This is a genomic window from Amycolatopsis sp. CB00013, from assembly GCF_001905755.1.
GTDB lineage: Bacteria > Actinomycetota > Actinomycetes > Mycobacteriales > Pseudonocardiaceae > Amycolatopsis > Amycolatopsis japonica.
This window is the reverse complement of the sequence record NZ_LIWC01000003.1, coordinates 381992-403807: the sequence shown is the minus strand read 5'-3', so window position 1 is coordinate 403807 and position 21816 is coordinate 381992. Positions and strand designations below refer to the sequence as shown.

Here is a 21816-nt window from a genome sequence, read left to right as displayed (position 1 = left end):
ACTATGGACATCACAGGAACCGTCGCGGTCGTCACCGGCGGCGCCTCCGGGCTGGGCCTGGCCACCGCACGCCGCATCGTGCAGGCGGGCGGGAACGTCGTCCTGCTCGACCTGCCCTCTTCTTCCGGTGAGCAGGCCGCGCGGGATTTGGGCGCCACCGCACGTTTCGCCCCCGCCGACGTGACCGACGAGACCGCGGTCGCCGCCGCGCTGGACGTGGCCGAGCAGCTCGGCCCGCTACGCGCGGCCGTCAACTGCGCCGGAATCGGCAACGCCTACAAGACCGTCGGCAAGGACGGCCCGTTCCCACTGGCCCAGTTCCGCAAGGTCATCGAGGTCAACCTGATCGGCACGTTCAACGTCACCCGGCTCGCCGCCGAGCGCATCCTCGCCCACGACGCGGTGGGAGGGGAACGCGGCGTGATCGTGTGCACCGCGTCGGTCGCCGCGTTCGACGGCCAGGTCGGCCAGGCCGCGTACTCCGCGTCCAAGGGCGGGATCGCGAGTATGACCCTGCCCATCGCCCGCGACCTCGCCGCCAAACAGGTCCGGATCATGACCGTCGCACCCGGGCTGTTCGACACTCCCCTGCTGGCCGGCCTGCCCGACGAGGCGAAAGCTTCACTGGGCGCACAGGTGCCGCATCCCGCGCGGCTCGGCGACCCCGACGAGTACGCCGCGCTGGTCGAGCACATCATCGCCAACCCCATGCTCAACGGCGAAACGATCCGGCTCGACGGAGCCATCCGCATGGCCCCGCGCTAGCGCCGTGTCAGCCCACCCGTCACGCCACCACACACCCGCTACGACACCCCCTGAGGTACATCCATGAGCCGCGAACCCGTGCGCCTCGACTGCGGGGACGGTGTCGCCCGCATCGGACTCGCCGTCCCCGAACGGAAGAACGCGATCGACCTCGAGCTCGCCACGGCGCTGGCGGAAGCTGTCAGCACGGTGGCCGCCATGCCCGATCTCGGCGCCACCGTGCTCTACGCCGAAGGTGACTCATTCTGCGTCGGCGGCGATCTCCGCACCTTCGCGGACACCACGACCCCGGGAGCCCTCGTCGGAAAAGTCGCCCACGCCGCCCACGCCGCCATTCGCGGCCTTCGTGCGCTGAAGATGCCGGTCATCAGCGCCGTCCAAGGAGCGTGTGCAGGCGGCGGTCTCGGCATCGCGCTCGCCGCGGACATCGTCATCGCCGGAAGCGACGCCCGCTTCCGCACCGCCTACACCGCGGCAGGGCTCTCACCCGACGGCGGCGTCTCCTGGATCCTGACCAGAACCCTCGGCCCCGCCCGAGCCGCCGACCTCATCCTCACCAACCGCCAACTCGACGCCGGCACGGCCGAGCGCTACGGCCTGGTCAGCCGCGTGACCGACAACCCCCTCGATGACGCCTGCAAGTTGGCCCACTCGCTGGCCCGTGGGCCACGGCAGGCGCTGGCCGCGTCCGCCCGCCTCGTCCGCGAAGCTCCGACTACGACACTGGAGCCGTATCTCGACAACGAAGCCCGTCAGATCGCCGCATTGGCCGATACCGCGGAAGGATCGGAAGGGATCACCGCGTTCCTCGAACACCGGCCGGCCGATTTCGGCAAAGCCAGAACGAGAACCCAAGCAGGGCACCGAATGTCTGAGGTACCTGGCAAGCTCAGGAAATCCTGGGATCTGGTGGAATAGCGGTCAGTCGCCCGGCTGGCTGCGTCGGGAAGGCAGAACCGCAGCGTATCGGTGGCTGTGTCCTACTGCGGGCTTTGCCCATTTCGCTGCGTCGTCGGGCAGATGCCGAGCAGGTTCGCCAGGACGGACGCCGGTGGCTGTTCGGCGAGGGCGAACGTGGCACTGTTGCCCCCAGCCATCCCCTGACTGACGGACTTGGAGTCCGGCCGGCGCACGCCGGGCGAATTGCTGCCCGGTGTCGGTGTTCGCAGGCGTGTGCACGCTGAGCTGGGCTTTCACGATGGCGTGCACGGAAGTTCGGGGCTGTGCGTTGTAGGGTCTGGTGATCGACACAGCGTCGTGGAGACGGTTCGGGAGTGGTCCATGTCGGCAGTCGTTCAGCCGGGCGGGGCGCGTGGTGTGCCGGTGGCCGTGACCACCTATGTGGGTCGTGATCGTGAGGTCGCCGAGCTACGCGCGCTGTCGAAGGCCAAGCGACTGGTGAACGTGGTCGGGCCACCCGGGGTGGGTAAGACTCGGCTGGCCGCGCGGGTCGCGACCGAGCTGGCCGGGGAACTGGCGGACGGCGTGGTGTTCGTCGAGTTGGCCGAGTTGCGCGACGCCGCACTGCTGGCGAACACGATCACGGTGGCGCTCGGGCCGGCCGGACAGGCCAGATCCGAGGAACAGGTGTTGATCAACTATCTGCGGGACCGGCAAGTCATGCTGGTACTGGACAACTGCGAGCACCTGATCGACGCGTGCGCCGACCTGGCCGCGGCGATGGTGCGGGACTGCCCGCGGGTGATCGTGCTGGCCACCAGCCGCCAGTCGCTCGGCGTCGTCGGTGAGCATCTGTACCCGCTGCCGCCACTCGCGGTACCGGAACCGGACAGCCTGCGATCCCCTGCCGAGCTCCGCGGGTTCGACGCGGTGGCGCTGTTCGTCGATCGGGCGACTTCGGTGGTGCCCTCGTTCGAGATCACCGAGGACAACTACCACGATGTGGCACGGGTGATCCGCCGCCTGGACGGCATACCGCTGGCCATCGAGCTGGCGGCGGTGCGACTACGGTCGTTGTCCGTTCGCCAGCTGGCCGAGCGGTTGACCAGGCGACTGCCGCTGCTGACCGGTGCGCCGCGGACCGCTTCGTCACGGCACCGGAGCCTGCATGGCACGCTGGACTGGAGTTTCGCGCTGTGCACGCCGGACGAGCAGCTGGTGTGGGCGCGAGCCTGGGTGTTCTCCGGATCGTTCGACCTGACCGCGGCCGAGCAAGTGTGCGGCGGCGACGGGCTCGCCCCGGACGCGCTGCTGGACGCGATCATCGGCTTGGTCGACAAGTCCGTCCTCATCCCGCGGCAGCACGCCGGGGACATCCGGTATCGCATGCTCGGCGTGTTGCGCGAGTACGGCCGAGAACAGCTCTCCGCCGGGGAGGTACTTCGACTCGGCCGACGACACCGGGACTGCTATGCCACCCGGTCCGCTCGCCTGCGCGAGGCGCGCGGGACAACGGACGCCGTGCCATCGTGTCACCGGATGCGGCCGGATCACCCGAACCTGCGGGTCGCCCTCGAGTACTGCCTGACCACGCCAGGCGAGGCCGATGCCGGACTCGCGATCGTGAACGACCTGAACCTGTACTGGCAGCTGTGGCGCCTGCGCGCCGAGGCCCGCACCTGGCTGGACCGCTTGCTGCGGAAAGCCTCGCCCGATACGCCCTTGTCGGGCCTAGCCCTGATCCACGACGCCAACTATTCGCTGTTCGAAGGCGATCTGGCCCGGTGCACCGAGTTGCTGGCCGAAGCCGACGGCGTCGTCACCCGCACGAACGAGGGATCCCTGTTGTCCAGGGCCAAAGTCTCCGCCGGCCTACTCGCCGAGTACCAGGGCGAGCCGGACCGGGCCGCCGGCATCTTCGCGGAGTTGGTGACAGAGTTCCGCGCGACGGGTGACCGGCCACGTGAGCTCGTCAGCTACTACCACCACGGCTGGTGCACCGGCTTCTCCGGCGACCCGAACGGCGCCCGGGTCATCCTGCGGGACGGCTTGGCGCTCAGCCGCGAGTACGGCGACCTGAATGCCCGGCGTTTCCTGCTGGAGGCGCTGACCATGATCGAGGCGGAATACGGAGACGCGGCCACCGCCGTCCACTGTCTGCGGGACATGCTGACGGCCGCAGGCGACGCCGGAATCGAGCTTTTGGACGGCGAAGCCCTGGCTACCGTCGGCTGGGTCGCCGACAGCCAGGGTCACCACGCTCGCGCGGCCACCCTGTACGGGATCACCGAAGCCGCCAACCGGAAAGCAGGCTACGCCCTGCACACGTCGGCCATGATCGAGGAACGACACGTCCGCCACATCCAGCGAACCCGCGAAGCCCTCGGCGACGACAAATTCGAGGCCTGCTTCACCGCTGGAGCCGCCATGTCCGAGGCGGACAGCATCCGCTACGTCTTCGGCACCCCGCAGGCCCTGCGCCCACCACCCGGCGCCGACCGGCTCACCAGCCGGGAGTGGGAGATCACCGGCCTGATCCGCCAGGGTATGACCAACCGCGAGATCGCCGAGCACCTGGTCATCTCCACACGCACCGCCGAAGCCCACGTCGCCCACATCCTGGCCAAGCTCGGCCTGAGCAGGCGCTCCCAGGTCGCGGTCTGGGCTGTCCGCCAGGACACCACCGATCCAGCCTGAACCGCGTCCCGGCCCGCCCGCAGCGCGCAGGCGGCACCGAGCACCTCGTCCGCCTGCGCGGCCGCGACGCGACCACGATCAACACCGGCGGCGAGAAGCAGTAAGCCGACAAGGTCGAGGCCGTCCTCCGCGGCCTGCCGGGCGCCGCCGACGCGGTCGTCGTCGGCAGGCCGAGCGAGAGGTGGGGCCAGGAGGTCGTCGGCCGCCGCCAACGAGTTACGCCCGCTGTGGACGCGCCGAGCCCACCGATTACAAGGCCCCAAAGCTGTTCATGTGTCGACGAGGTCAGGCGGCACGCCAACGGCAAGACCGACTACACCTGGCCGTACGGGCCTAGCGGCGTGCCCCCTCTGCCGAACGACCAGATGTCCCGGGCCGATCGGTCGAGGTCAGTCTCTGGAAGGCGTCACACGCCGTGAAGGGTTTTAGCGCGACCGCGTGCGCGTCTCCGTGTGGAAGGGATTGCCGAGATGACCTTATGACGCGTTTCTCCGCAAGGTCCTCACCGATCCTCGTCGAGCGTTACGCCTGCTTCCGTTGACGAAATCGTTGAAGCGGTCGACTGTCCAGATAATGCGAAGCCCCAACGGGCTCATCATCAGCGGGCGCGGGAACTTGGGCTTCTTCTGCCACAATCCCGCCAGGTCTTCGTGTCGCTCGCCGTCGACGATCAGGTCGGCGATGAGGGAGCCGACATAAGGGGCCTGAGCCAGACCGTGGCCGTTGCAGGCGATCGAGTAATAGACGGCGTCGTCGATCTGTCCGGCGACGGGCAGCCAGGACGGCGTGATCGCGATCCATCCTCCCCACGCGCGATCGATCGCGACATCGGACAGAGCCGGAAACCGTGTCGCGAAGGCTTCGGCGAGTTCTTCGACGAGCGCCGGGTCCGGTTCCTTCTGCGGGAGAGGGTATGTCCGGCCGCGCTCGAGCCGCCGGACGCCGAAGACGATGGTGTTACGCGGTGTCAGGTGGTAGTTCTCCATGATGTTGTGCTGGGTCACGAGTCCGGAGCGGCTGGTCCACCCCAGCGCCGTCAATCGGGCGGGGTCGATGGGCTCGGTCTCCACCTCGATGACCCAGATGGGCACGGAGAGCCGCGGCGGCGTGATGTCCCACTCCCCCGCGTACGCGTTCGTCGCCAGCACCACCTTGTTCGCCCGCACTTCACCCCGAGGGGTGGTGATGACCACCTGGCCGCGGTCGCGCGCGACGTCGGTGACCTTCGTCCGCTCGAAGACTCGCGCAGGCGTGCGGAGCAGGACACGTCGCAGCCCCAAGGTGAATCGGCCGGGATTCATGATCCCACCGACCTTTTCGCGCATACCGCCGAGGAATCCGCGAGGGATCCCGAGTTCTTCGCTCGTGCCCAGTTCCACGTCGGCGCCGGCCCGCTGAAGGATCTTGGTCACCCGGCGCACGCGGCCCAGCTGGCCACGGGACGTCGCCGCGAAGACATTGCCCGTCCGTTCGTAGTCGCAGTCGATATCGTGCTTCTCGATCAGGCTCTCGACGTGGTGTGCGGCACGCTCGGCAAGGCGGATCATTCCGGGCATCTTCTTGCGGTAGAGGAGATTCAGCAGCTGAAGATCCCCGCCCGGCGCACCCGCCAGCTGCCCGGCGTTACGGGAGCTGGCTCCGTGCCCGCAGAATTCGGCCTCCAGCAGCACCACGTCCTGCCCGCGGTCGGCCAGCCGCAGCGCCGTCGACATGCCGCCGATTCCGCCGCCGACGACCGCGACATCGCAGACGAGGTCCTCGGCCAGGGGAGGCAGGACGTCCTCGGGCGGATCGACCCAGCCACTGAAGGTGGTGTACTCGACGTTGTCGGTCTTCATCGCTCAGGCCCTCGCCACGCTCGGCCGGCTCGACTCCGGCTCGACACCCGCCGCCACGTTGTGGTCGTGCAGGGCGCGATAGGCGAAGAAGCACACGAACATCTGGAATCCCCAGGTCGCCAGCGCCGCGGTGTAGAAGAGCGTCCGGTGCGCGTCGTCGCCCGGGATCGGGAAGAAGTCATACGTGATCGCGATGACGGATCCCGCGAGGGTGACCAGCGCCGTGGCGAGGGCCAGCTTTCGGGCGCCGATGCGCCAAAGCCGCCATACGAAATAGGCGAGGAAGATCGTCGTGAGCACGTTGACCACGACGTAGAACGTCGCCGGACCGAGGTGCAGCTTGTCGGCGCGGAACTGCTGGAGGTACAGCCCGGCGGCGGCGGCGAGCGCGAACACGCCGATATCGACCGCCACGGAGGGCTTGTACCGGTGCGTCACGCGCATCAGGCCCAGGACGAGGATGAGGGTGATGCCCACGGAGCGCGAGAAAGCGTCGAAGAAGTACGCGATGGTGTAGAGAAAGCTGTCCTCGTCCCCGCCAAGGAGTGCCCACAGGAGAAAGTTCGAGCCCGACGTGGCGACGATCATCCATTCCAGGCCGAGCAGGTAGTTGCCGTAGCGCCGGATGAATTTCCAGCCGAAGAAGAAGCCGGCGAAGATCATCCAGAGATCGGCCAGCATGAAGAGCATTTCCTTCATGTCCTTGTTTCCTTCGAGTCGTGCCTTCACCTCTGAGCTGAAGGCGGTGTTCGGGCCGGCGGCCGGAGCCCTGGAGACGCTGCGCGGATTTGTGATCCGGCCCATAGCGTACGCCCCACTTAGCCATCCGATCAAGTCGCTTGACTAAGAACTTCCACTGCTAGGCTGGCGTTGACTTAATCAAGCGTCCAACTACGTGCACCGGGAGGATTTCGTGCCTCGGATCTCCGCCGCCCAACGGCGCAGCGACTTCATCAAGGCTGCTGTGGAGGTCATCGCGACCTACGGCATCGAGGGCGCGACGACCCGGCGGATCGCCGAGCAGGCTCAGGCGAACCTGGCGATGCTGCACTACTGCTACGACTCCAAAGAGGATCTCTTCGCCGATGTCTACGAGTTCGTGGCGGGCAGATACCGCGACGCGCTCGAGAACAACGACTCCCCCGGCGACGTGGCGGAGACGGCTCGACGGCTCCTGCGCGGAGTCATGGAGTGCTATCTCGAGTCGGCCAGTTTCACTATGGCGGCGATGGAACTCATCAGCTGGGCCCGGCGCCAGCACGGAGACCGCGGTATCGAGGTGTACGACAAGGCCCTCGAGACGGTGCGCACCGCGCTGCGCGATGCCGGTTCGGACCAACCGATCGAACCGGAGATCGTCGAGGAGATCGCCTTCGTCATCGCTGCCTTGGCCGACGGTTTCGCCGCGAACTGGTTGACCTACGGGGATCGCTCCGCCGCGCTGGGCCAGATGGAGCTCGCCACGTCAGTTCTCGACAGCTGGCTCGCTGCCCGGCTCGGCTCCACGCCCGTGGCACCCTCACAACGGTAAGTCGGGCGAATCGACACCGACGACCCGGTCGCCGCAGAAGACGCGCACCGACTCCGCCGGCCCATGCCCGCCGATGCCGGCCGGGCCCCAGAAGCTCTGAGCCGAGTCGTCACCGAGGTCGGCGATCTTGGCGCCGTTGACACGCACCTCGCCGGACAGGATGCGGGAGCCGACGTCTATGGCGCGATCGGTGTCGGTGCCGAACACGTAGGCGTCGAGTCCTGAGGGGCTGGCATTGGCGATCCGTAGCGCCTGTTCGTCGGAGTCCACGGCGTGCAGGGAGACGACCGGGCCGAACAGCTCGGCCGTCGCCTGAGCCGGGTCCGCGCCGACCGCGATGGTCGGTGACAGGAAGTAGCCGCCGAGCTCGGGCAGCCGAGCGGGCCGGTGGATGGCCGCCCCGAGGTTCCGCAGCCCCTCGATCCTGTTTTGGAGCGTCTGGAAGTGCGGGGCGTTGGAGATCGGGCCGATCCGGACGTCCTCGTCGAGCGAGTGGCCGACGACGAGCTTGGAGATCCGCTCGGTCAACGCGTCGAGAAGAGGTGCGACCAGGCTTCGGTGGGCGAGGATCTTGCCCGGCCCCTCACACCACTGACCGTTGAGCTTGGTCATGCCGTCGAGGATGCCGTCCGCGGTGACGTCGAGGTCGGCGTCGTCCAGTACGAGCACCGGGTTGTTGCCGCCGAGTTCCAGTTGCAGGACCTTGAAGTCCTCCGCGCCCGCTCGCGCGATGGCGCGCCCGGCGGCGGGTCCGCCGGTGAACGAGACGATCTTGACGCGCGGGTCGGCGGTCAGCCTGGCGCCGACGTCGCCCGCGCCGTGCACCAGTTGCAGGGCGCCGCTGGGCAGTCCCGCTTCGAGGAAGCACTCGACGATGATCTGCGCGCTGCCGGGCGCGTGTTCCGAGGGCTTGAGGATGACGGGACAGCCCGCGGCTATCGCGCTGGCGATCTTGGCCGCGGGGATGAAACTCGGGCCGTTCCACGGGGTGAGGATCGCGGCGGGTCCCCATGGCACTTTGTAGAGGCGGACGTCCCTGCCACCGGCCGCCAGCGCGGTGACGCGCGGGATGGTCACCAGGTCCGCCGCCGCCGCCCGGATCCGCGCGGGCAGGAAGGCCGCGACCTTGCGCGTGACGCCGATGGGCGTACCGCTGGTCAGTGAGTCCGTGCGCGCGATGTCCTCGACACGGCTCTCGACGATGTTGGCGACGCGCTCGAACATGTCAGCGCGTTCACGCCGGGCGTCCTCGTCCCAGCGACCGACGTCGTACACGCGCTCCGCGTGCCGAAGCGCGCGCTCGACGTCGTCGGGTGCCGTCGTGACAGTGCGGTGGATGGGCTCGCGCGTATTGGGGTCGAGGTTCCACGCGTCGGGGACGGTCTGGCATTCGCTCCAGTCGTCGGCGATGTAGTTCACCGGCCGGGGAATCTCGTTGCTCATCTTCACGTTTCCTTCGCTGGTCAGGACTGGAGATCGACGACGATGCGGGTCACGTCACCGGATTTCATCGCCTCGAAGCCCTCGTTGATCTCGCCGAAGGGGATGACGCGCGTGACCATCTCGTCGAGCAGCAGGCGTCCCTGCTGGTACAGGCGGGCGAGTTGCAGGATGTCCTGCCGCGCCTGCCCTGAGCCCATGTAGGAGCCGATGAGCCGCTTCTCCTCGAAGAAGAAGTCCGACGCCGGGACGCAGAGCTCGGTGCCTCCGGGCGCGATCCCGACCAGGCACGCGGTCCCCGTCGGGCGCACGAGGGCCAGGGCCGTCGCGGCGGTGCGGGCCGAGCCGACCGCCTCGAAGGCGTAGTCCACTCCGTCCCCGAGCAGGCGGTGGAGTTCCGCGACCGGGTCGCCGTCCCCGCCGTTGACGACATGGGTGGCGCCGTAGCCGCGTGCGGCCTTGAGGCGCGCGTCGTCCAGGTCGATCGCGACGATCGCCGAGGCGCCGGCGAGCCTGGCGCCCTGGATGATGGCCGATCCGACGCCGCCGCAGCCGACGACCGCGACCGTGCTGCCCGGGCGCACCTTGGCGCCGCGGAACACGGCGCCGACACCGGTGATGACACAGCAGGCCAGGAGACAGCCGACGTGCAGCGGAACGTCGTCAGGAAGCTTCACCAGCGAGTTCTCACGCATGAGGACGTGCCGGGAGAACGCCCCGATGTCGCCCAGCCGCTCGATCGGCTCGCCCGCCGTGGTCTGGAACGCGGGCCGGGGGCGACGGCGGATCTCCTCCACCCGTCCACACTGGGTCGACCGTCCCGCCTCACAGTTGGCGCAGCGGCCGCAGGACGGCGTCAGCGCGCCGACCACGCGGTCCCCGGGACGCAGCCCGGACACCTGCGCACCGACCGCCTCGACCACACCCGCCACCTCGTGGCCGACCACGACCGGCAGGCCGGTCGGCACCGTTCCGGTCATGTAGTGCAGATCGCTGTGGCACAGCCCCACGTTCGTGACCGCGACCCGCACCTCGTGCGGCTCCGGGTCGTCCACCCGGATGACGGTCAGTTCGAGCGGTTCGCCGACGGCGGTCAGCACCGCGGCCTGGGTGTCGATCATGTCGACGCCTCCTCTTTGGATTCTCTGTCAGTGGACAAAAAGCCCTCGATGCCCGCGGTCAGAAGCCCGCTCTCCCACGCCTGGGCCGCGGCGAGGTCTTCCCGGGCGAACGCCGCTTCGACGTCCTCTGCCCGCGGACGCAGGAGCGCGAGATGAAGGGCCGTCGTGTTCCCCTCGGGCGTCCACTCGATGACGATGTCGACGGCGCGGCCGATCAGGGCGCCGGGCTCGACGATCTCGTCGAGAAGGCCGATCCGTAAGGCTTCGTCGGCCGGGAGACGGGGGGATCCGAGCACCACGCGCATCGCGTGGTTTCCGACGAGCCGCCTCAACAGCACACTGGACGCGTTCGAAATCGTGATGCCCCGGCCGTTTTCCGGTTGGTAGTACTCCGTCGCCGGGGTTCCGATGCGGGCGTCGCAGCACAACGTCAGCTCCGAGGCTCCGCCGACCGCGAGCCCGTTGACGGCCGCGACCACGGGCACCCGCGTCTCCAGGATCGCGCGGGTGATGTCGTGGAAACTCGCGAACGCTTCCCGCATCTCGGCGCCCGAGGACGGCGTGCTCTGGAGATCCATTCCCGCGGAGAAGGCTCGCCCCTCGCCGGTGAGCACGATCCCGCGCACACGCTCACCGGTGCCCAATTCGCGGATGACGGCCGCCAGCCGCAGCCGGGTGGCGACATCCAGGGCGTTGAGCTTCTCGGGGCGCCGGAGTGTCAGCACCGCCACGTCCCGGACGAGGTCGACGCTGACGAATCCCCGTCGTGTGCCGAGGTCGTAGGTCACGCCGGGATCGGCCGCGGCACGGGCCTTCAGCGCCGGTTTGGAAACGCGTTCGGACGGAGTGCGGGGGAATTCGGCGACGAACTCGATGTAGCGCGGCACCTTGAAACGCGCGAGTTCCTTGCCCGCCCGCTCGACGATCCGCTCGGCCGTCGCACGACAGGAAGGCACTCCGGCCGCCAGCTGGACAAAAGCCTTGACCTCCTCACCGAGGGTCTCGTCGGGTTCGGCGACGACGGCGGCCGAGACCACCAGGTCGTCCCGCTCCAGGGCGGCTTCGACCTCGACGCTCGCGACGTTCTCGCCGCCGCGCCGGACCATGTCCTTGATCCGGCCGACCAGCCGGATTCCGTCGTCCGAGTGGCGGATGACGACGTCGCCAGTGTGGAGCCAGCCGTCCCGCAACACCCTGGCGGTGTCCTCCGGACGATTCCAGTAGCCGTTCATCATCGGCGTGCCCGCGATGACCAGCTCCCCAGCCTCGCCGTCAGGCACCTCGGCGCCATCGGGATCGACGACGCGGACCTGTTTCGTCGGCACCGGACGCCCCAGGCTCCCGCTTCCCACCGCGCCGGCGTCGGCGAAGGGGCTGAACAGGTCGATCCCGGACTCGGTCATCCCGTAGATCTCGCGCCACGGCGCTCCCCAGCGCTCCTCCAGCCGGGCGTGAAGTCCGACCGGGATTCCCGAGCAGAACACGAGACGGAGGTCGTTGTCGCGGTCTTCGGGGGTGGGCGGCTGTTTGAACAGCAGCGTCGGCATGGACCCGAGGACGTAGAAGAAGGTCGCGCGGTGCCTCCGGACGTCCGCCATGAAGGTCGACGCGGAGAACCGGGGCAGTACGACCAGCGGGGCGCCGACCGTGAGGGCCAGCGCGGTGTTCCACTGGGGATCCATGTAGGAAAACGGTTGCGCTGTAAGAAGAACGTCTTCGGGTCCGAGCCCGGTCGCCGACGCGCAGATCCAGCCCAGCCGCACCCAGTAGTCGTGGGTGAGCATGCACGCCTTGGGGAAACCGGTCGTGCCGGACGTGTACTGCAGGTTCGCCAGTGCCCCGCCGTCGATCGGCACCGCCGGAGGTGTCGCCGGAAACGGCTCCGCCCCGTCGTCGGCGACATCCACGACGCGGATGTCCTCACCGGCGACGACACTCGCGATCAGATCCGAGCGGTCGGCGTCGGTGAACACGACACGCGCACCGGAGTCCCGCAGCACGAAGGCGAGGTCGGCGCGCTGGTAGGAACTGTTGATCGGTACTGCGATCGCGCCTGCCTTCAGCGCGGCGAGCCACACCACGGGCCAGTGCACGACGTTCGGGAGCATGATCGCGACCCGGTCGCCCGGCTGGACACCGTCGACCTCGATCAGCCGGTGCGCCAGCCTGGAGGTCCAGTCGTCGATCTCGGCGAAGCTCCAGGACCACTCGCCGAACCGCAGGAACTCCCGTTCCGGGGAGTCCCGCGCCCGATGCGCCAGCAACTCGGTCACCGTCGGGACGGCGGGATCGTCGCCCGCCTGTCCGGCCGTCACTTTCGCGGTCATGGCAAGCTCCTCTGCCTCTTCGCCGCGGCCTGCACGATCCACGTCATCGCCGGGTCCTCACTCTTCATCCACTCCGGATGCCACTGGACTCCGAGCACCGGGGCACCGGGCAGCTCGACCGACTCGATCACGCCGTCACTCGTCCGCCCGGTCACGACCAGCCCGGTGCCGCAGCGGTCGACGGCCTGGTGGTGCCAGGAGTTGGTCATCGCGTGCTCGCCGAACAGGCCGGCGGCGATCGAGCCTTTTTCAAAGGACACAAGGTGATCAGCGGTGCCGTCGGTGGGCGCGGCCTCCGCCGACAGATGACTCACCCGCCCCCGTGGGAGATCGGGGACGAGTGTCCCGCCGAGGGCGACGTTGAGCACCTGCATGCCGCGGCACACGCCCAGCACGGGAATCCCCCGCCCCAGAGCGGCCCGGGCGAGCTCGATCTCATACTCGTCACGCACCTCGTCGTGGGCCATCGGGTCCAGTCTCGGATCGACGTCACGGACCACTCCCGGGTCGCCACCCCAGAACGCCGGGTGGACGTCCTGCCCGCCGGTGATCACGACCCCGGACAGCCGCTGACAGATCGCCGTCACGTCGGTGTCGTAGGACAGGTGCACCGGAAGCCCGCCGGCTTCCGCGATCCGGCTCGCGAAGTCCGACATGTAGCTGTCGAGACAACGGTCGCCGTACCGTTCGTCGGCTCCCTTGATCAGCTCCAGCCGGAACCGCCTGCCGGTGATGCCGATCAGCGGACGCGCGCTCACGGGAACTCGAAGTAGCGGGTGGACTCCCACTGGGAGAGTTCGGCGAACGGATCGCCGCCTTTGGTGTGGAACTCCATCCACTCCCATCGTCGCGACGCGACCCAGAAGTCCACGAACTCGTCACCGAGGTACTCGCGCAGCAGGGGATCGGCGTCCAGGGCGGCACCCGCCTTCGACATCGTGTCGGGAATCCGGGGCACGCCCTCGGGCAAGCACCAGGCCATGTCCGTGACCTGCTCCGGCGGCTCGATCTCCCGCTCGATGCCTGCCAGCACTCCGGCAAGCACCCCCGCCAACGCGAGGTACGGGTTGACGTCGGCACCGGGAAGCCGGTACTCGAGGCGCGAGTACTTGGAGTGGCCGGTGATGGCGCGCACCGCGGCCGTCTTGTTGTTGACGCCCCAGCTCACGGTGGTGGGCGGTCCGGTGAAGTCCACCAGCCGCCGATAGGAGGTGATCTGCGGCAACGCGAGCGAGGTGTTGCCCTCCATCGTGGCCAGCAGTCCCCCGACCGCGTGCCGCATCAGCGGGGACGGGCCGTCTTCGGCGAAGAACCGGTTCACTCCGTCGCTCTGGAGCGAAAGGTTGATGTGGGCGCCCTGTCCGTAGCCCGCCGTCGGCTTGGCCATGAAGGTCACCGTGTGGCCCTGGTCGAAGGCAACCTCGCGCATCACCTGCCGCGTACGCGCCCAGGAATCGGCCAGCGTGATCGGATCCGCGGGCGCCAGGTTCAGTTCCGTCTGGCCGGCGGCGGCCTCGTCGGTCCACGCCTCCCAGACGATGCCGACCCGATCGAGGCGATCGACGACCGCTTCCATGTAGTCGACCCAGTCCTTGGACCTCGCCAAGTGGTACGTGGCTCCCGCGCCGCCGCCCAACGGCGTCAGCTCCCGGTACCCGCGTTTTCGCGCCTCCTGAACGGACTCCTCGAAAAGCGTCGCTTCGATCTCCACGGCGATCGTCGCGGTGTACCCGAGAACCGCCAGCCGGGCCACCAGCTTCCGCACGAGGTTCCGCGGGCAGATCGGCACAGGTGTGCCGTCCTTCAGCCAGTAGTCGCCGATGACCGCATCCAGCCCCGGTTTCCACGCGACGAGGGTCGACAGGTCGGGGACCATCTGGATGTCGTAGAGATTGCCGCGCCAGTCCGGAAAAGCGTCACCGAGGACGATCTCGTTGCCCAGATCGATCGCGAACAGGATGTCGGCGAAGGCGAAGCCGGATTCTTTGCCCGAGGCGAACTTCGTCATCGACACGTTCTTGCCGAGAAAGCTTCCGTCGTGATTCGTCGCCTCGAGGCGAACAGCGCGTGGATCAGACATCGAAACGAACCCTCCAGGAAGCGGCCGTCATGACCGACATCTGCGACAACGTGCCCTTGACCCGCAGACCGGCTCCCAAGGACGCGACAAAATCGTCCGCGCCGCTGAAGACACCGGCGAGAACGTCGGGCGGTCCCGCCATCAGGTACTCGGTCGCCCCGTCGCCGAAGCGGTGCCGTTCCGGACCGCCGGGACCGTCGGCATCGACGATCAGAACCTCGGGAATTCCCGGTATTCCCCTTGTCACCGCCCAGAAATTCCGGGCGGCCTCGCGCCAGTGCGGTAGCGGCGGCGTCAACGCGCGCAAGATGCCGGTGGCCAGGACGACATCACCGGCGGGCTCCCGCGCGGAAGCGAAGCGCGCCCGCAGGTCGACCACGACCGTCGCGTCCGGCTCGGCCACGACTCCACCGGTCACCGTGATCGTCTTGCGGCCGAAGGAAATCGTCGCGGCCTGCGGTGTGTCGTGGGAGCGGATCGCCACGGTACCGGCGGATCGGCCAAGGACCTCCGGCGCGTAACCGATCCGCGCCGAGTCACGCAAGGTGCGTCCGATCAGCCGGACGACCGGACTCGCGTCGTCTTCGATCGTGATGGAGAAAGTCGAGCCCTCCCTCACGGGCGCCTCGGGGAACGTCATGATCTCGGCCATCGCGGGCCCTTTCGATCTTGGCGAGTGTCGCGTCATAGTTAGTCAAATGACTCGATCAATTGACGAAGATGATGGGCGCCTGGTCGCGCGTTGTCAACAGCCCCTTTCGGGCGAGCACCTGAACCGCCCCTTGACGAGAGATGAAAGTTGTCACACACTCGGCCAACTGACTTAATCGGATGACCTACTCGGTCAGGAGCTCTCATGAAAGTCATCCATCGGCGCTACGTCGCCTACTCCGAGGCCCACTACGCCGGCAACCTCGTCGACGGGGCGTTCGGCCTGGCGCTGTTCGGCGACGCCGGAACGCATCTCGCGATCGTCACGGACGGCCACGAGAGCCTCTTCGCGGGTTACTCGTCCGTGGAATTCCTGGCGCCGGTGCGTGGCGGCGACGTCATCGAGGTCGAGGCCCGGCTCGCGGCGAAAGGCAACCGGAGCCGGACGGTCGACTTCGAGCTGCGCGTCATCGCCAGGGCCATCGACCGCACGGGCCGAGCGGAGGTCCTCGCCGAGCCCATCATCGCCACCCGGGCTCGCGGGACCGGCGTCGTCCCTGCCCTCCCGCAGGACCAAAACCCAGAAGGAAGTGCAGCATGAAGGACACAGGCGCAATGGAGTCCGCCGACATCGTCGTCATCGGCGCCGGCATCTCCGGGATCGGCGCGGCCCGGCATCTGATGGCCGACTTCCCCGACAAGAAGGTCATCCTGCTGGAATCCCGCGACTCGATCGGCGGCACCTGGGACCTGTTCCGCTATCCGGGCGTCCGGTCCGATTCCGATCTGCACACCTACGCCTACGAGTTCAAACCGTGGCGGCACCGGAGCGCGATCGCCGAAGCGCCATTGATCCGCGAATACCTCGGCGAGACGGTGAGCGAGTTCGGCCTGGACGAGGTCCTCCGGCTCCGGCACCGGGTGACCTCCGCCGACTGGTCCACCGACGAGGCGCGGTGGACGCTACAGGTGACCGTGACCGACGAGGCCGGCACCGAACACACGAAGACCATCAAGGCCCGCTTCGTCTTCAGCGCCACCGGTTACTACCGCTACGAATCCGGGTACACGCCCCACTTCGAGGGTCGCGACGATTTCCGGGGAGACATCCTGCATCCCCAGCAGTGGCCCGAAGACTACGACCACAGCGGCAAACGCGTGGTGATCATCGGTAGCGGCGCGACGGCGGTGACGATGCTCCCGGCCATGCTGATGGGGGACGGCGCCGCGGCACACGTGACGATGCTCCAGCGCACCCCCAGCTACATCGCCTCCCAGCCGAGGGTCGACGGCATCGCCCTGAGGCTCACCAAGCTGCTCGGGGCCAAGCTCGGCTACGCGGCCACGCGCCGCAAGAACATCTGGATCGACTTCCTGCTCGTCAGCACCCTGCGCAAGTTCCCCGACTTCGGGCGGAAGGCGCTGCGCAAGTGGACGCTCAAGGAGCTTCCGGCGGACGTCGACGTGGACACCCATTTCAATCCGCCGTACGCGCCGTGGGACGAGCGCCTCTGTGTCACGCCGGACGGCGAGTTCTTCAAGGCACTCCGCGACGGCGACGCCGAGGTGGTCACCGACCGGATCGACCGCTTCACCGAGGACGGCATCCTCCTGCAGTCGGGCAAGACGTTGAAGGCCGATCTCATCGTCACCGCGACCGGCCTCGTCATGCAGATGCTGGGCGGCATCCAGCCCACAGTGGACGGTCGTCCGGTGAAGATGTCCGACGCCGTCCTCTATCGCGGCGCCCTCATCTCCGGGATGCCGAACTGGGCCATGATGCTCGGCTACACGAAAGCGTCGTGGACCCTTCGGCTGGGCAACGTGTGCCGCCTGGTCGGCGACGTGCTCCGCCGCATGGACACGAACGGCTACGACATCGCGGTCCCGGTGGTGCCGGAAGGACTCGCCACCACGGATCTCCTCGACCTCACCGCGGGCTACATGCAGCGGGCGAAGCCCGAACTCCCCCGGCAGGGCACCGAATTGCCGTGGCGGATGCACACGACGTTCGTGAAGGACAACCGGCTGTTCAAGGGACGGCTGGTCGACCGGAACATCCGTTTCTCCGTCCGGACACCCGCCGCCGACCTCACGAGCGCGGCGGCTGACTCATGACCGCGGCGAACCTTACGCTGGGCCAGCGCCTTCAGCGAGCCTTCGTCATCGCCCTGAGCCGTACCCCGGCCCCGCTCCTCAGGCCGCTGGTCCGCCCGCCGGTCAACAGCGCAGGCGATCGGATGGCCGCCGACGTCGCCTTCCTGATGAGACTCACGGAAGCCGGTGACGACTACAGCGACCTGCCGGTCACGGCCGCCCGGGAGGTGACCGAACGCGACGCCGCCTTGTTCGCCGACCGGATCGACCCTTGCGCGGTCGAGCAGGAGGTCGATCTCGGCGAGGGGTTGCAGGCGACCCGCTACAGCACCTGCACCCCTTCCCGGGGTTTGATCCTTTTCTTCCACGGCGGCGGTTTCGCACTGGGGAGCCGCGCCGGTTACGCCGCCCCGGCGCGGATGCTCGCACGGGGAACGGGCACCGACGTCCTGTCCGTCGAGTACCGGCTCGCACCCGAGCACTCGTTCCCGGCGGCGCACGACGACGCGCTCGCCGCGTGGCGGTACGCCGCCGAGCACGCGGCCGACTGGGGTATCGACCCGCACCGGATCGTCGTCGCCGGTGAAAGCGCCGGAGGGAACATCGCCGCCGTGCTCTGCCAGCGGCTTCGTGGCGAAGCCGTCCAGCCGATGATGCAGGTGCTCATCCAGCCGGTCACCGACATCTCGGAACGGCGTCCCTCTCAGCACGAGTTCGCCGGGTCGCCCGCGTTGTCGGCCAAACAGATCGCGTGGTTCATGGGGCACTACCTCCCCGATGGGACCGACCATCTCGACCCGCGGGTCTCCCCTCTACTGGCAGGCGATCTGACAGGGCTTCCCCGCGCCATCGTGACGGTCGCCGGTTTCGATCCGCTCCGCGACGACGGACTCGCTTACGCGGCCGCGCTGACGGCGAGCGACGTTCCCACCGAGGTGATCCACGAGCGCGAGCTCGTGCACGGCTACATCTCCTTCACGGCAGTCAGCCGGAGCAGCAGGACCGCCACGAGACGCCTGGTCCGAGCCATCGCCACGGCACTGACATCGACACCGGAATGGAGCAGCACATGACCGAGTCCCTTCACGAGCACGCAACGGAAGTCGTCGTGGTCGGCGCCGGAATGGCGGGATTGATGGCGGCGACCACCCTGTCCGATCGAGACGTCGTCGTACTCGAAGCCTCCGGCCGGGCCGGCGGCCGCGTGGAGTCAGTTCGCCGCGGCGACTACTGGATCAACCTCGGAACCCAGTTCACCGAAGGCACCGGAACACTGATCGAAGCCCTCGAACGCCATCAGGTCAGCATGGGTACGTTGGCCGGCAAGACGGTCGCCCTCTCGCTCCACGGAAAACAGGTCGACACCTCGAATCCGTTCGGCTTGATGTTCCGCTCCCGGATGACCTTCATGGACCGGGTCGGGCTGGCAGCCGTCGGCGCCCGCATCCTCGCGGCGACACCGTTCCTTCAGATGAACCCCGAGAACTGCCTGGCGAAACGGGTCCGCGCGAAGCTCGACACGCTCTCCGCATCATACGTACTGCGAGGAATCGGCTCCGAGGTCGCGCGGGACATGGTCCGGTCCTGGTCCGGGCAATGGATGGGATGCGAACCCGAGGAGACCGCCGCGACCCAGTTCGTCATGTCGATGGGCATCCTCCTGACCGACCCGGCGAAGGTTCCCAACCTTTCCTTGCCGGAAGGGGGAAATCAGACCCTCACCGACATCCTGGCGGCCGACCTCGGCGATCGCCTGCGGCTGAACTCGCCGGTGACGTCGGTCGAGCGGACCGAGGACGGCGTCGTCGTGGACTACGAGGACGAGAACGGGCCGGTGCGGATTCGTGCCCGCCGTGCGATCGTCACCGTTCCCGGCGACGTGGCCGTGAAGATCCTGCCGAGCCTCCCGGCCGGGTACCGCACAGCGTTCGACGACATTCGCTACGGCCGGTACGTGGTGGTGGGCTTCTTCACCCGCGAAGAAGGCCCTCAGCGGTGGGACGACTACATCGCCGTGTCGACGCCCCAGCTCTCGTTCCAGGCGATGTTCAACCACGCTGCGGCGTTGCGCGGTTCTGGCCCGCGGAAGCCGGGCGGCGCGCTGGCCTGCTTCGCGGGCGGCGCCGTGGCCGACAGCCTGTTCGAGCTCACCGACGAGGAGATCGTCAGCCGGTTCACCGCGGACCTTCTCTCGCTTTACCCCGAGCTCGAAGGCAAACTCGACGAGGGAATCGTCCGGCGTCACCACCGGGTCGTGCCGTTCTGGGCACCCGGCGGACGTGCCTCGCTGCCGACGCTGCGCCGCAATCTCGGCCCCGTCCACCTGGCCGGCGACTACCAGCTCGACATGCCCTCACTCGCCGACGCCGCCGCATCGGGTGAACGGGCCGCGAAGCAGGTCCTGGCGAGCCTGCCCCGCGGACGGTTCAGCTGATGAAGCCCACCGAAGAAGCCGAGCACAACAGCAAGACCGCGACCAGACCAGCCGCCTAGCCACCTCTACACCGGATCTCGGTTGTCACAGTGAATCGTGCTGACCCGCCTGCCTCCCAACCATTTCGCTCATGGAAGTCCAGTGGGTACCACTCTCGCTTCGGACCTGATATGTGCAGGCATGCGGGGGGACTGTAAAACGCTTGGCTCTGGCGCACTTTCGGTGGTGGTGCTGTGGATCCCTGGCCGGATGGACTGCCACCGCTACCACCAACAGACCGGCTCTCACACCAATTTTTCTGGAGCAGATCTGGAGCAGAACGCCGCCTGCAACAGCGCCCAACAACGATGATCCGCACTGAACGGAGCACAACTACGCCAGCCGACCAGCGGGTTCTCTATAACCGCAGGTCAGCGCCTTGATCGAACCTGACTGGCAGTGAGGGGGTCACGAGTGCTGTTCTTGCAGGTCAGGTGCTGTCGCTGACATCGCGCTAAAAGCATCCAAGACGGCACGCACAAAGTACTGATCGACGTCTATCACTATTGGTTGCACATAGTCGGTAGACACTGCCAAAGGATCGGCGCGGTCAGTGTCGCCCCACTAAAACCGTGTACGTCACTGGCCTCCTGCTCGAGAACACGGATCACACCCAGCCGACTGCGACCACACCCAGCTTGTCCAGCTGTGGAAGCAAAGAACTCCGGACCTGCTGAAGTCCCCACCGCAACGGCTGTGGCGAGGAGGCAAAAGTTGCTACGCCACCAACCGGCTCCGCGGAGCACTTCGCCTGCTATTGGCACACCGGAGCAAACGGAGACATAACGGAGCCCAGCCGCAATTAACGCCGAGGCGAAATTGACATCGAAGGACCAACATTCCTGCAGGTCAGCAGCGATGTTGATGTTGTGGGCCGGGTCGGGCTCGAACCGACGGCCAAGGGATTATGAGTCCCCTGCTCTAACCAACTGAGCTACCGGCCCCAACGGTGCCCTGGCACCTCCGCGGGAGCCGTCCCCGCCCGAACAGCGGGTTTGCGAACGCACAGAAGTCCCAGTTCGCTCCAAGCTATCACAGCGTTCACCTGCCCCGATCGCCTAGGCCGATCAGCTGGTTTCCGGCGCCGGGCAAAGCCGGCTCGTCTAGGTTTCAGGGACCAGCGCCGGGCGGCTCGCCGTCCGGGCCCATCGGGCAGGGAGGCGCTCGTGGCGAATCCGGTCGCCATCGGGCTCGGTGTCGTGGTCGTCATCGGCATCGTGTTGCCACTGAGGGCGAGCATCCGGGTACTGCGGCGAGCCGGTCTCCGGATCGACGTGATCCTGTCCGACGAGCTGGACGACCGGCCGCCGCAGTAGTCGATTACTTGTCCTTTTTGGACAGTCTGCCACCCGAGCCCGAACCGCCTCCCGGAGGCGTAGTGCCAGGGATAGGCGTCTCACTTGTCGGAGGCGTCGTAGTCGGCGCCTGTGTCGCGCTGGTCGGCGTCGGCTTCGGCGTTGTCGACGGCGGAAGCTTCGTCGGTGTCGGACTGGTCGTCACCGGCGCCCCGCCATAGGCCGCATAGTTGAACCAGATCGCCCCGCCCACCTTCGGCGTGGTCTGGTCGAACATCGCCCGCACCTTGAACGTGGTCGCCGTGTACGAACCCTGCACCGTGTTCAGCATGTACGCGTTGAACTGTCCCGGCGTGTTCGCCGAGACGACCACCACCGCCGGGACCGCGCCCAGCGCGTGCTGCACGGTGCACATCCCGGCGCCGTCGGTCACACACGACGTCTCCGCGGCCTGCACGCTCGGCGCCGGCGACGGGCCGACGGCGCCGGACGTGCCGGCGAACACCGTGCCCCCGGCCGCGGCGACGGCCAGCCCCGCCACGGCGAGCGCGGCCTTCTCCCTGGTCCTCATGTTCGTCCTCCCTCACTCGGAACCCGAAGG

18 protein-coding genes, 1 tRNA gene and 1 pseudogene are annotated in these 21816 nt (G+C 67.9%); 10 read left to right on the top strand and 10 right to left on the bottom strand.

Going from position 1 to position 21816, the window contains the following annotated elements; translation table 11 throughout:
* Positions 1 to 3 precede the first annotated feature (3 nt).
* The 4 genes and pseudogenes from AMK34_RS21505 to AMK34_RS21490 all read left to right on the top strand — a co-directional run.
* Positions 4 to 765, top strand: a complete 762-nt coding sequence (locus tag AMK34_RS21505) for a 3-hydroxyacyl-CoA dehydrogenase (RefSeq protein ID WP_038516872.1) — start codon at positions 4 to 6, stop codon at positions 763 to 765.
* Positions 766 to 828: 63 nt separating this feature from the next.
* Positions 829 to 1683, top strand: coding sequence for an enoyl-CoA hydratase/isomerase family protein (locus tag AMK34_RS21500; protein ID WP_073846564.1), 855 nt, complete (start codon positions 829 to 831; stop codon positions 1681 to 1683).
* Between the two features lie 363 nt (positions 1684 to 2046).
* Complete coding sequence (locus AMK34_RS21495) at positions 2047 to 4362, top strand: ATP-binding protein (RefSeq protein WP_073846563.1); 2316 nt, start codon at positions 2047 to 2049, stop codon at positions 4360 to 4362.
* A gap of 122 nt (positions 4363 to 4484) precedes the next feature.
* Positions 4485 to 4781: pseudogene (locus tag AMK34_RS21490) on the top strand (hypothetical protein); the annotation flags it as partial.
* Between the two features lie 57 nt (positions 4782 to 4838).
* Here the strand turns inward: AMK34_RS21490 and AMK34_RS21485 are convergent.
* Positions 4839 to 6200 carry an NAD(P)/FAD-dependent oxidoreductase gene (locus tag AMK34_RS21485; RefSeq protein WP_038516879.1) on the bottom strand — a complete coding sequence of 454 codons (1362 nt, stop codon included), beginning with the start codon at positions 6198 to 6200 and terminating at the stop codon, positions 4839 to 4841.
* Between the two features lie 3 nt (positions 6201 to 6203).
* Positions 6204 to 6899, bottom strand: a complete 696-nt coding sequence (locus AMK34_RS21480) for a hypothetical protein (RefSeq protein ID WP_038516881.1) — start codon at positions 6897 to 6899, stop codon at positions 6204 to 6206.
* Positions 6900 to 7113: 214 nt separating this feature from the next.
* Here AMK34_RS21480 and AMK34_RS21475 point away from each other — a divergent pair, with 214 nt between their 5' ends.
* Positions 7114 to 7731 carry a TetR/AcrR family transcriptional regulator gene (locus AMK34_RS21475; RefSeq protein WP_038516884.1) on the top strand — a complete coding sequence of 206 codons (618 nt, stop codon included), beginning with the start codon at positions 7114 to 7116 and terminating at the stop codon, positions 7729 to 7731.
* Here AMK34_RS21475 and AMK34_RS21470 read toward each other — a convergent pair.
* From AMK34_RS21470 to AMK34_RS21445, 6 genes are read right to left on the bottom strand one after another with little or no spacing between them, the layout of a single operon-like run.
* On the bottom strand, positions 7720 to 9174 hold the full coding sequence (locus AMK34_RS21470) for an aldehyde dehydrogenase family protein (protein ID WP_038524020.1): 1455 nt from the start codon (positions 9172 to 9174) through the stop codon (positions 7720 to 7722). The two genes, AMK34_RS21475 and AMK34_RS21470, sit on opposite strands and share 12 nt — an antisense overlap.
* A 20-nt stretch (positions 9175 to 9194) precedes the next feature.
* Entirely contained in the window at positions 9195 to 10292 is a 1098-nt protein-coding gene (locus AMK34_RS21465) for a Zn-dependent alcohol dehydrogenase (protein ID WP_038516885.1), read from the bottom strand.
* On the bottom strand, positions 10289 to 12619 hold the full coding sequence (locus tag AMK34_RS21460; RefSeq protein WP_073846561.1) for an AMP-binding protein: 2331 nt from the start codon (positions 12617 to 12619) through the stop codon (positions 10289 to 10291). Before AMK34_RS21460 ends, AMK34_RS21465 begins: the two co-directional genes overlap by 4 nt.
* The gene (locus AMK34_RS21455) at positions 12616 to 13377 is read right to left on the bottom strand and encodes a gamma-glutamyl-gamma-aminobutyrate hydrolase family protein (protein WP_038516889.1); all 762 of its coding nucleotides are present in this window, start codon (positions 13375 to 13377) and stop codon (positions 12616 to 12618) included. Before AMK34_RS21455 ends, AMK34_RS21460 begins: the two co-directional genes overlap by 4 nt.
* Complete coding sequence (locus AMK34_RS21450) at positions 13374 to 14699, bottom strand: glutamine synthetase family protein (RefSeq protein ID WP_038516891.1); 1326 nt, start codon at positions 14697 to 14699, stop codon at positions 13374 to 13376. The genes AMK34_RS21455 and AMK34_RS21450 overlap by 4 nt, the downstream gene beginning before the upstream one ends.
* On the bottom strand, positions 14692 to 15351 hold the full coding sequence (locus AMK34_RS21445; protein ID WP_038516893.1) for a hypothetical protein: 660 nt from the start codon (positions 15349 to 15351) through the stop codon (positions 14692 to 14694). The genes AMK34_RS21450 and AMK34_RS21445 overlap by 8 nt, the downstream gene beginning before the upstream one ends.
* Positions 15352 to 15555: 204 nt before the next feature.
* Here AMK34_RS21445 and AMK34_RS21440 point away from each other — a divergent pair, with 204 nt between their 5' ends.
* The 4 genes from AMK34_RS21440 to AMK34_RS21425 are packed head-to-tail and all read left to right on the top strand — an operon-like array spanning position 15556 to position 19881.
* Positions 15556 to 15951, top strand: a complete 396-nt coding sequence (locus tag AMK34_RS21440) for a hotdog fold domain-containing protein (protein ID WP_038516894.1) — start codon at positions 15556 to 15558, stop codon at positions 15949 to 15951.
* The gene (locus tag AMK34_RS21435; protein ID WP_038516896.1) at positions 15948 to 17468 is read left to right on the top strand and encodes a flavin-containing monooxygenase; all 1521 of its coding nucleotides are present in this window, start codon (positions 15948 to 15950) and stop codon (positions 17466 to 17468) included. Before AMK34_RS21440 ends, AMK34_RS21435 begins: the two co-directional genes overlap by 4 nt.
* The gene (locus tag AMK34_RS21430) at positions 17465 to 18520 is read left to right on the top strand and encodes an alpha/beta hydrolase (RefSeq protein ID WP_073846560.1); all 1056 of its coding nucleotides are present in this window, start codon (positions 17465 to 17467) and stop codon (positions 18518 to 18520) included. The genes AMK34_RS21435 and AMK34_RS21430 overlap by 4 nt, the downstream gene beginning before the upstream one ends.
* Positions 18517 to 19881 carry a flavin monoamine oxidase family protein gene (locus tag AMK34_RS21425; protein WP_073847141.1) on the top strand — a complete coding sequence of 455 codons (1365 nt, stop codon included), beginning with the start codon at positions 18517 to 18519 and terminating at the stop codon, positions 19879 to 19881. The genes AMK34_RS21430 and AMK34_RS21425 overlap by 4 nt, the downstream gene beginning before the upstream one ends.
* 909 nt (positions 19882 to 20790) lie before the next feature.
* Here the strand turns inward: AMK34_RS21425 and AMK34_RS21420 are convergent.
* Positions 20791 to 20864: transfer RNA gene (locus AMK34_RS21420), tRNA-Ile, on the bottom strand.
* Positions 20865 to 21086: 222 nt separating this feature from the next.
* On the opposite strand from AMK34_RS21420, the gene AMK34_RS43220 reads away from it, so the two are divergent.
* Entirely contained in the window at positions 21087 to 21236 is a 150-nt protein-coding gene (locus AMK34_RS43220) for a hypothetical protein (protein WP_198941709.1), read from the top strand.
* A 4-nt stretch (positions 21237 to 21240) separates the two neighbouring features.
* Here the strand turns inward: AMK34_RS43220 and AMK34_RS21415 are convergent, their stop codons facing one another.
* Positions 21241 to 21786 (bottom strand): hypothetical protein, encoded by a 546-nt coding sequence (locus AMK34_RS21415; RefSeq protein ID WP_073846559.1) that lies wholly within the window; start codon positions 21784 to 21786, stop codon positions 21241 to 21243.
* Positions 21787 to 21816 lie beyond the last annotated feature (30 nt).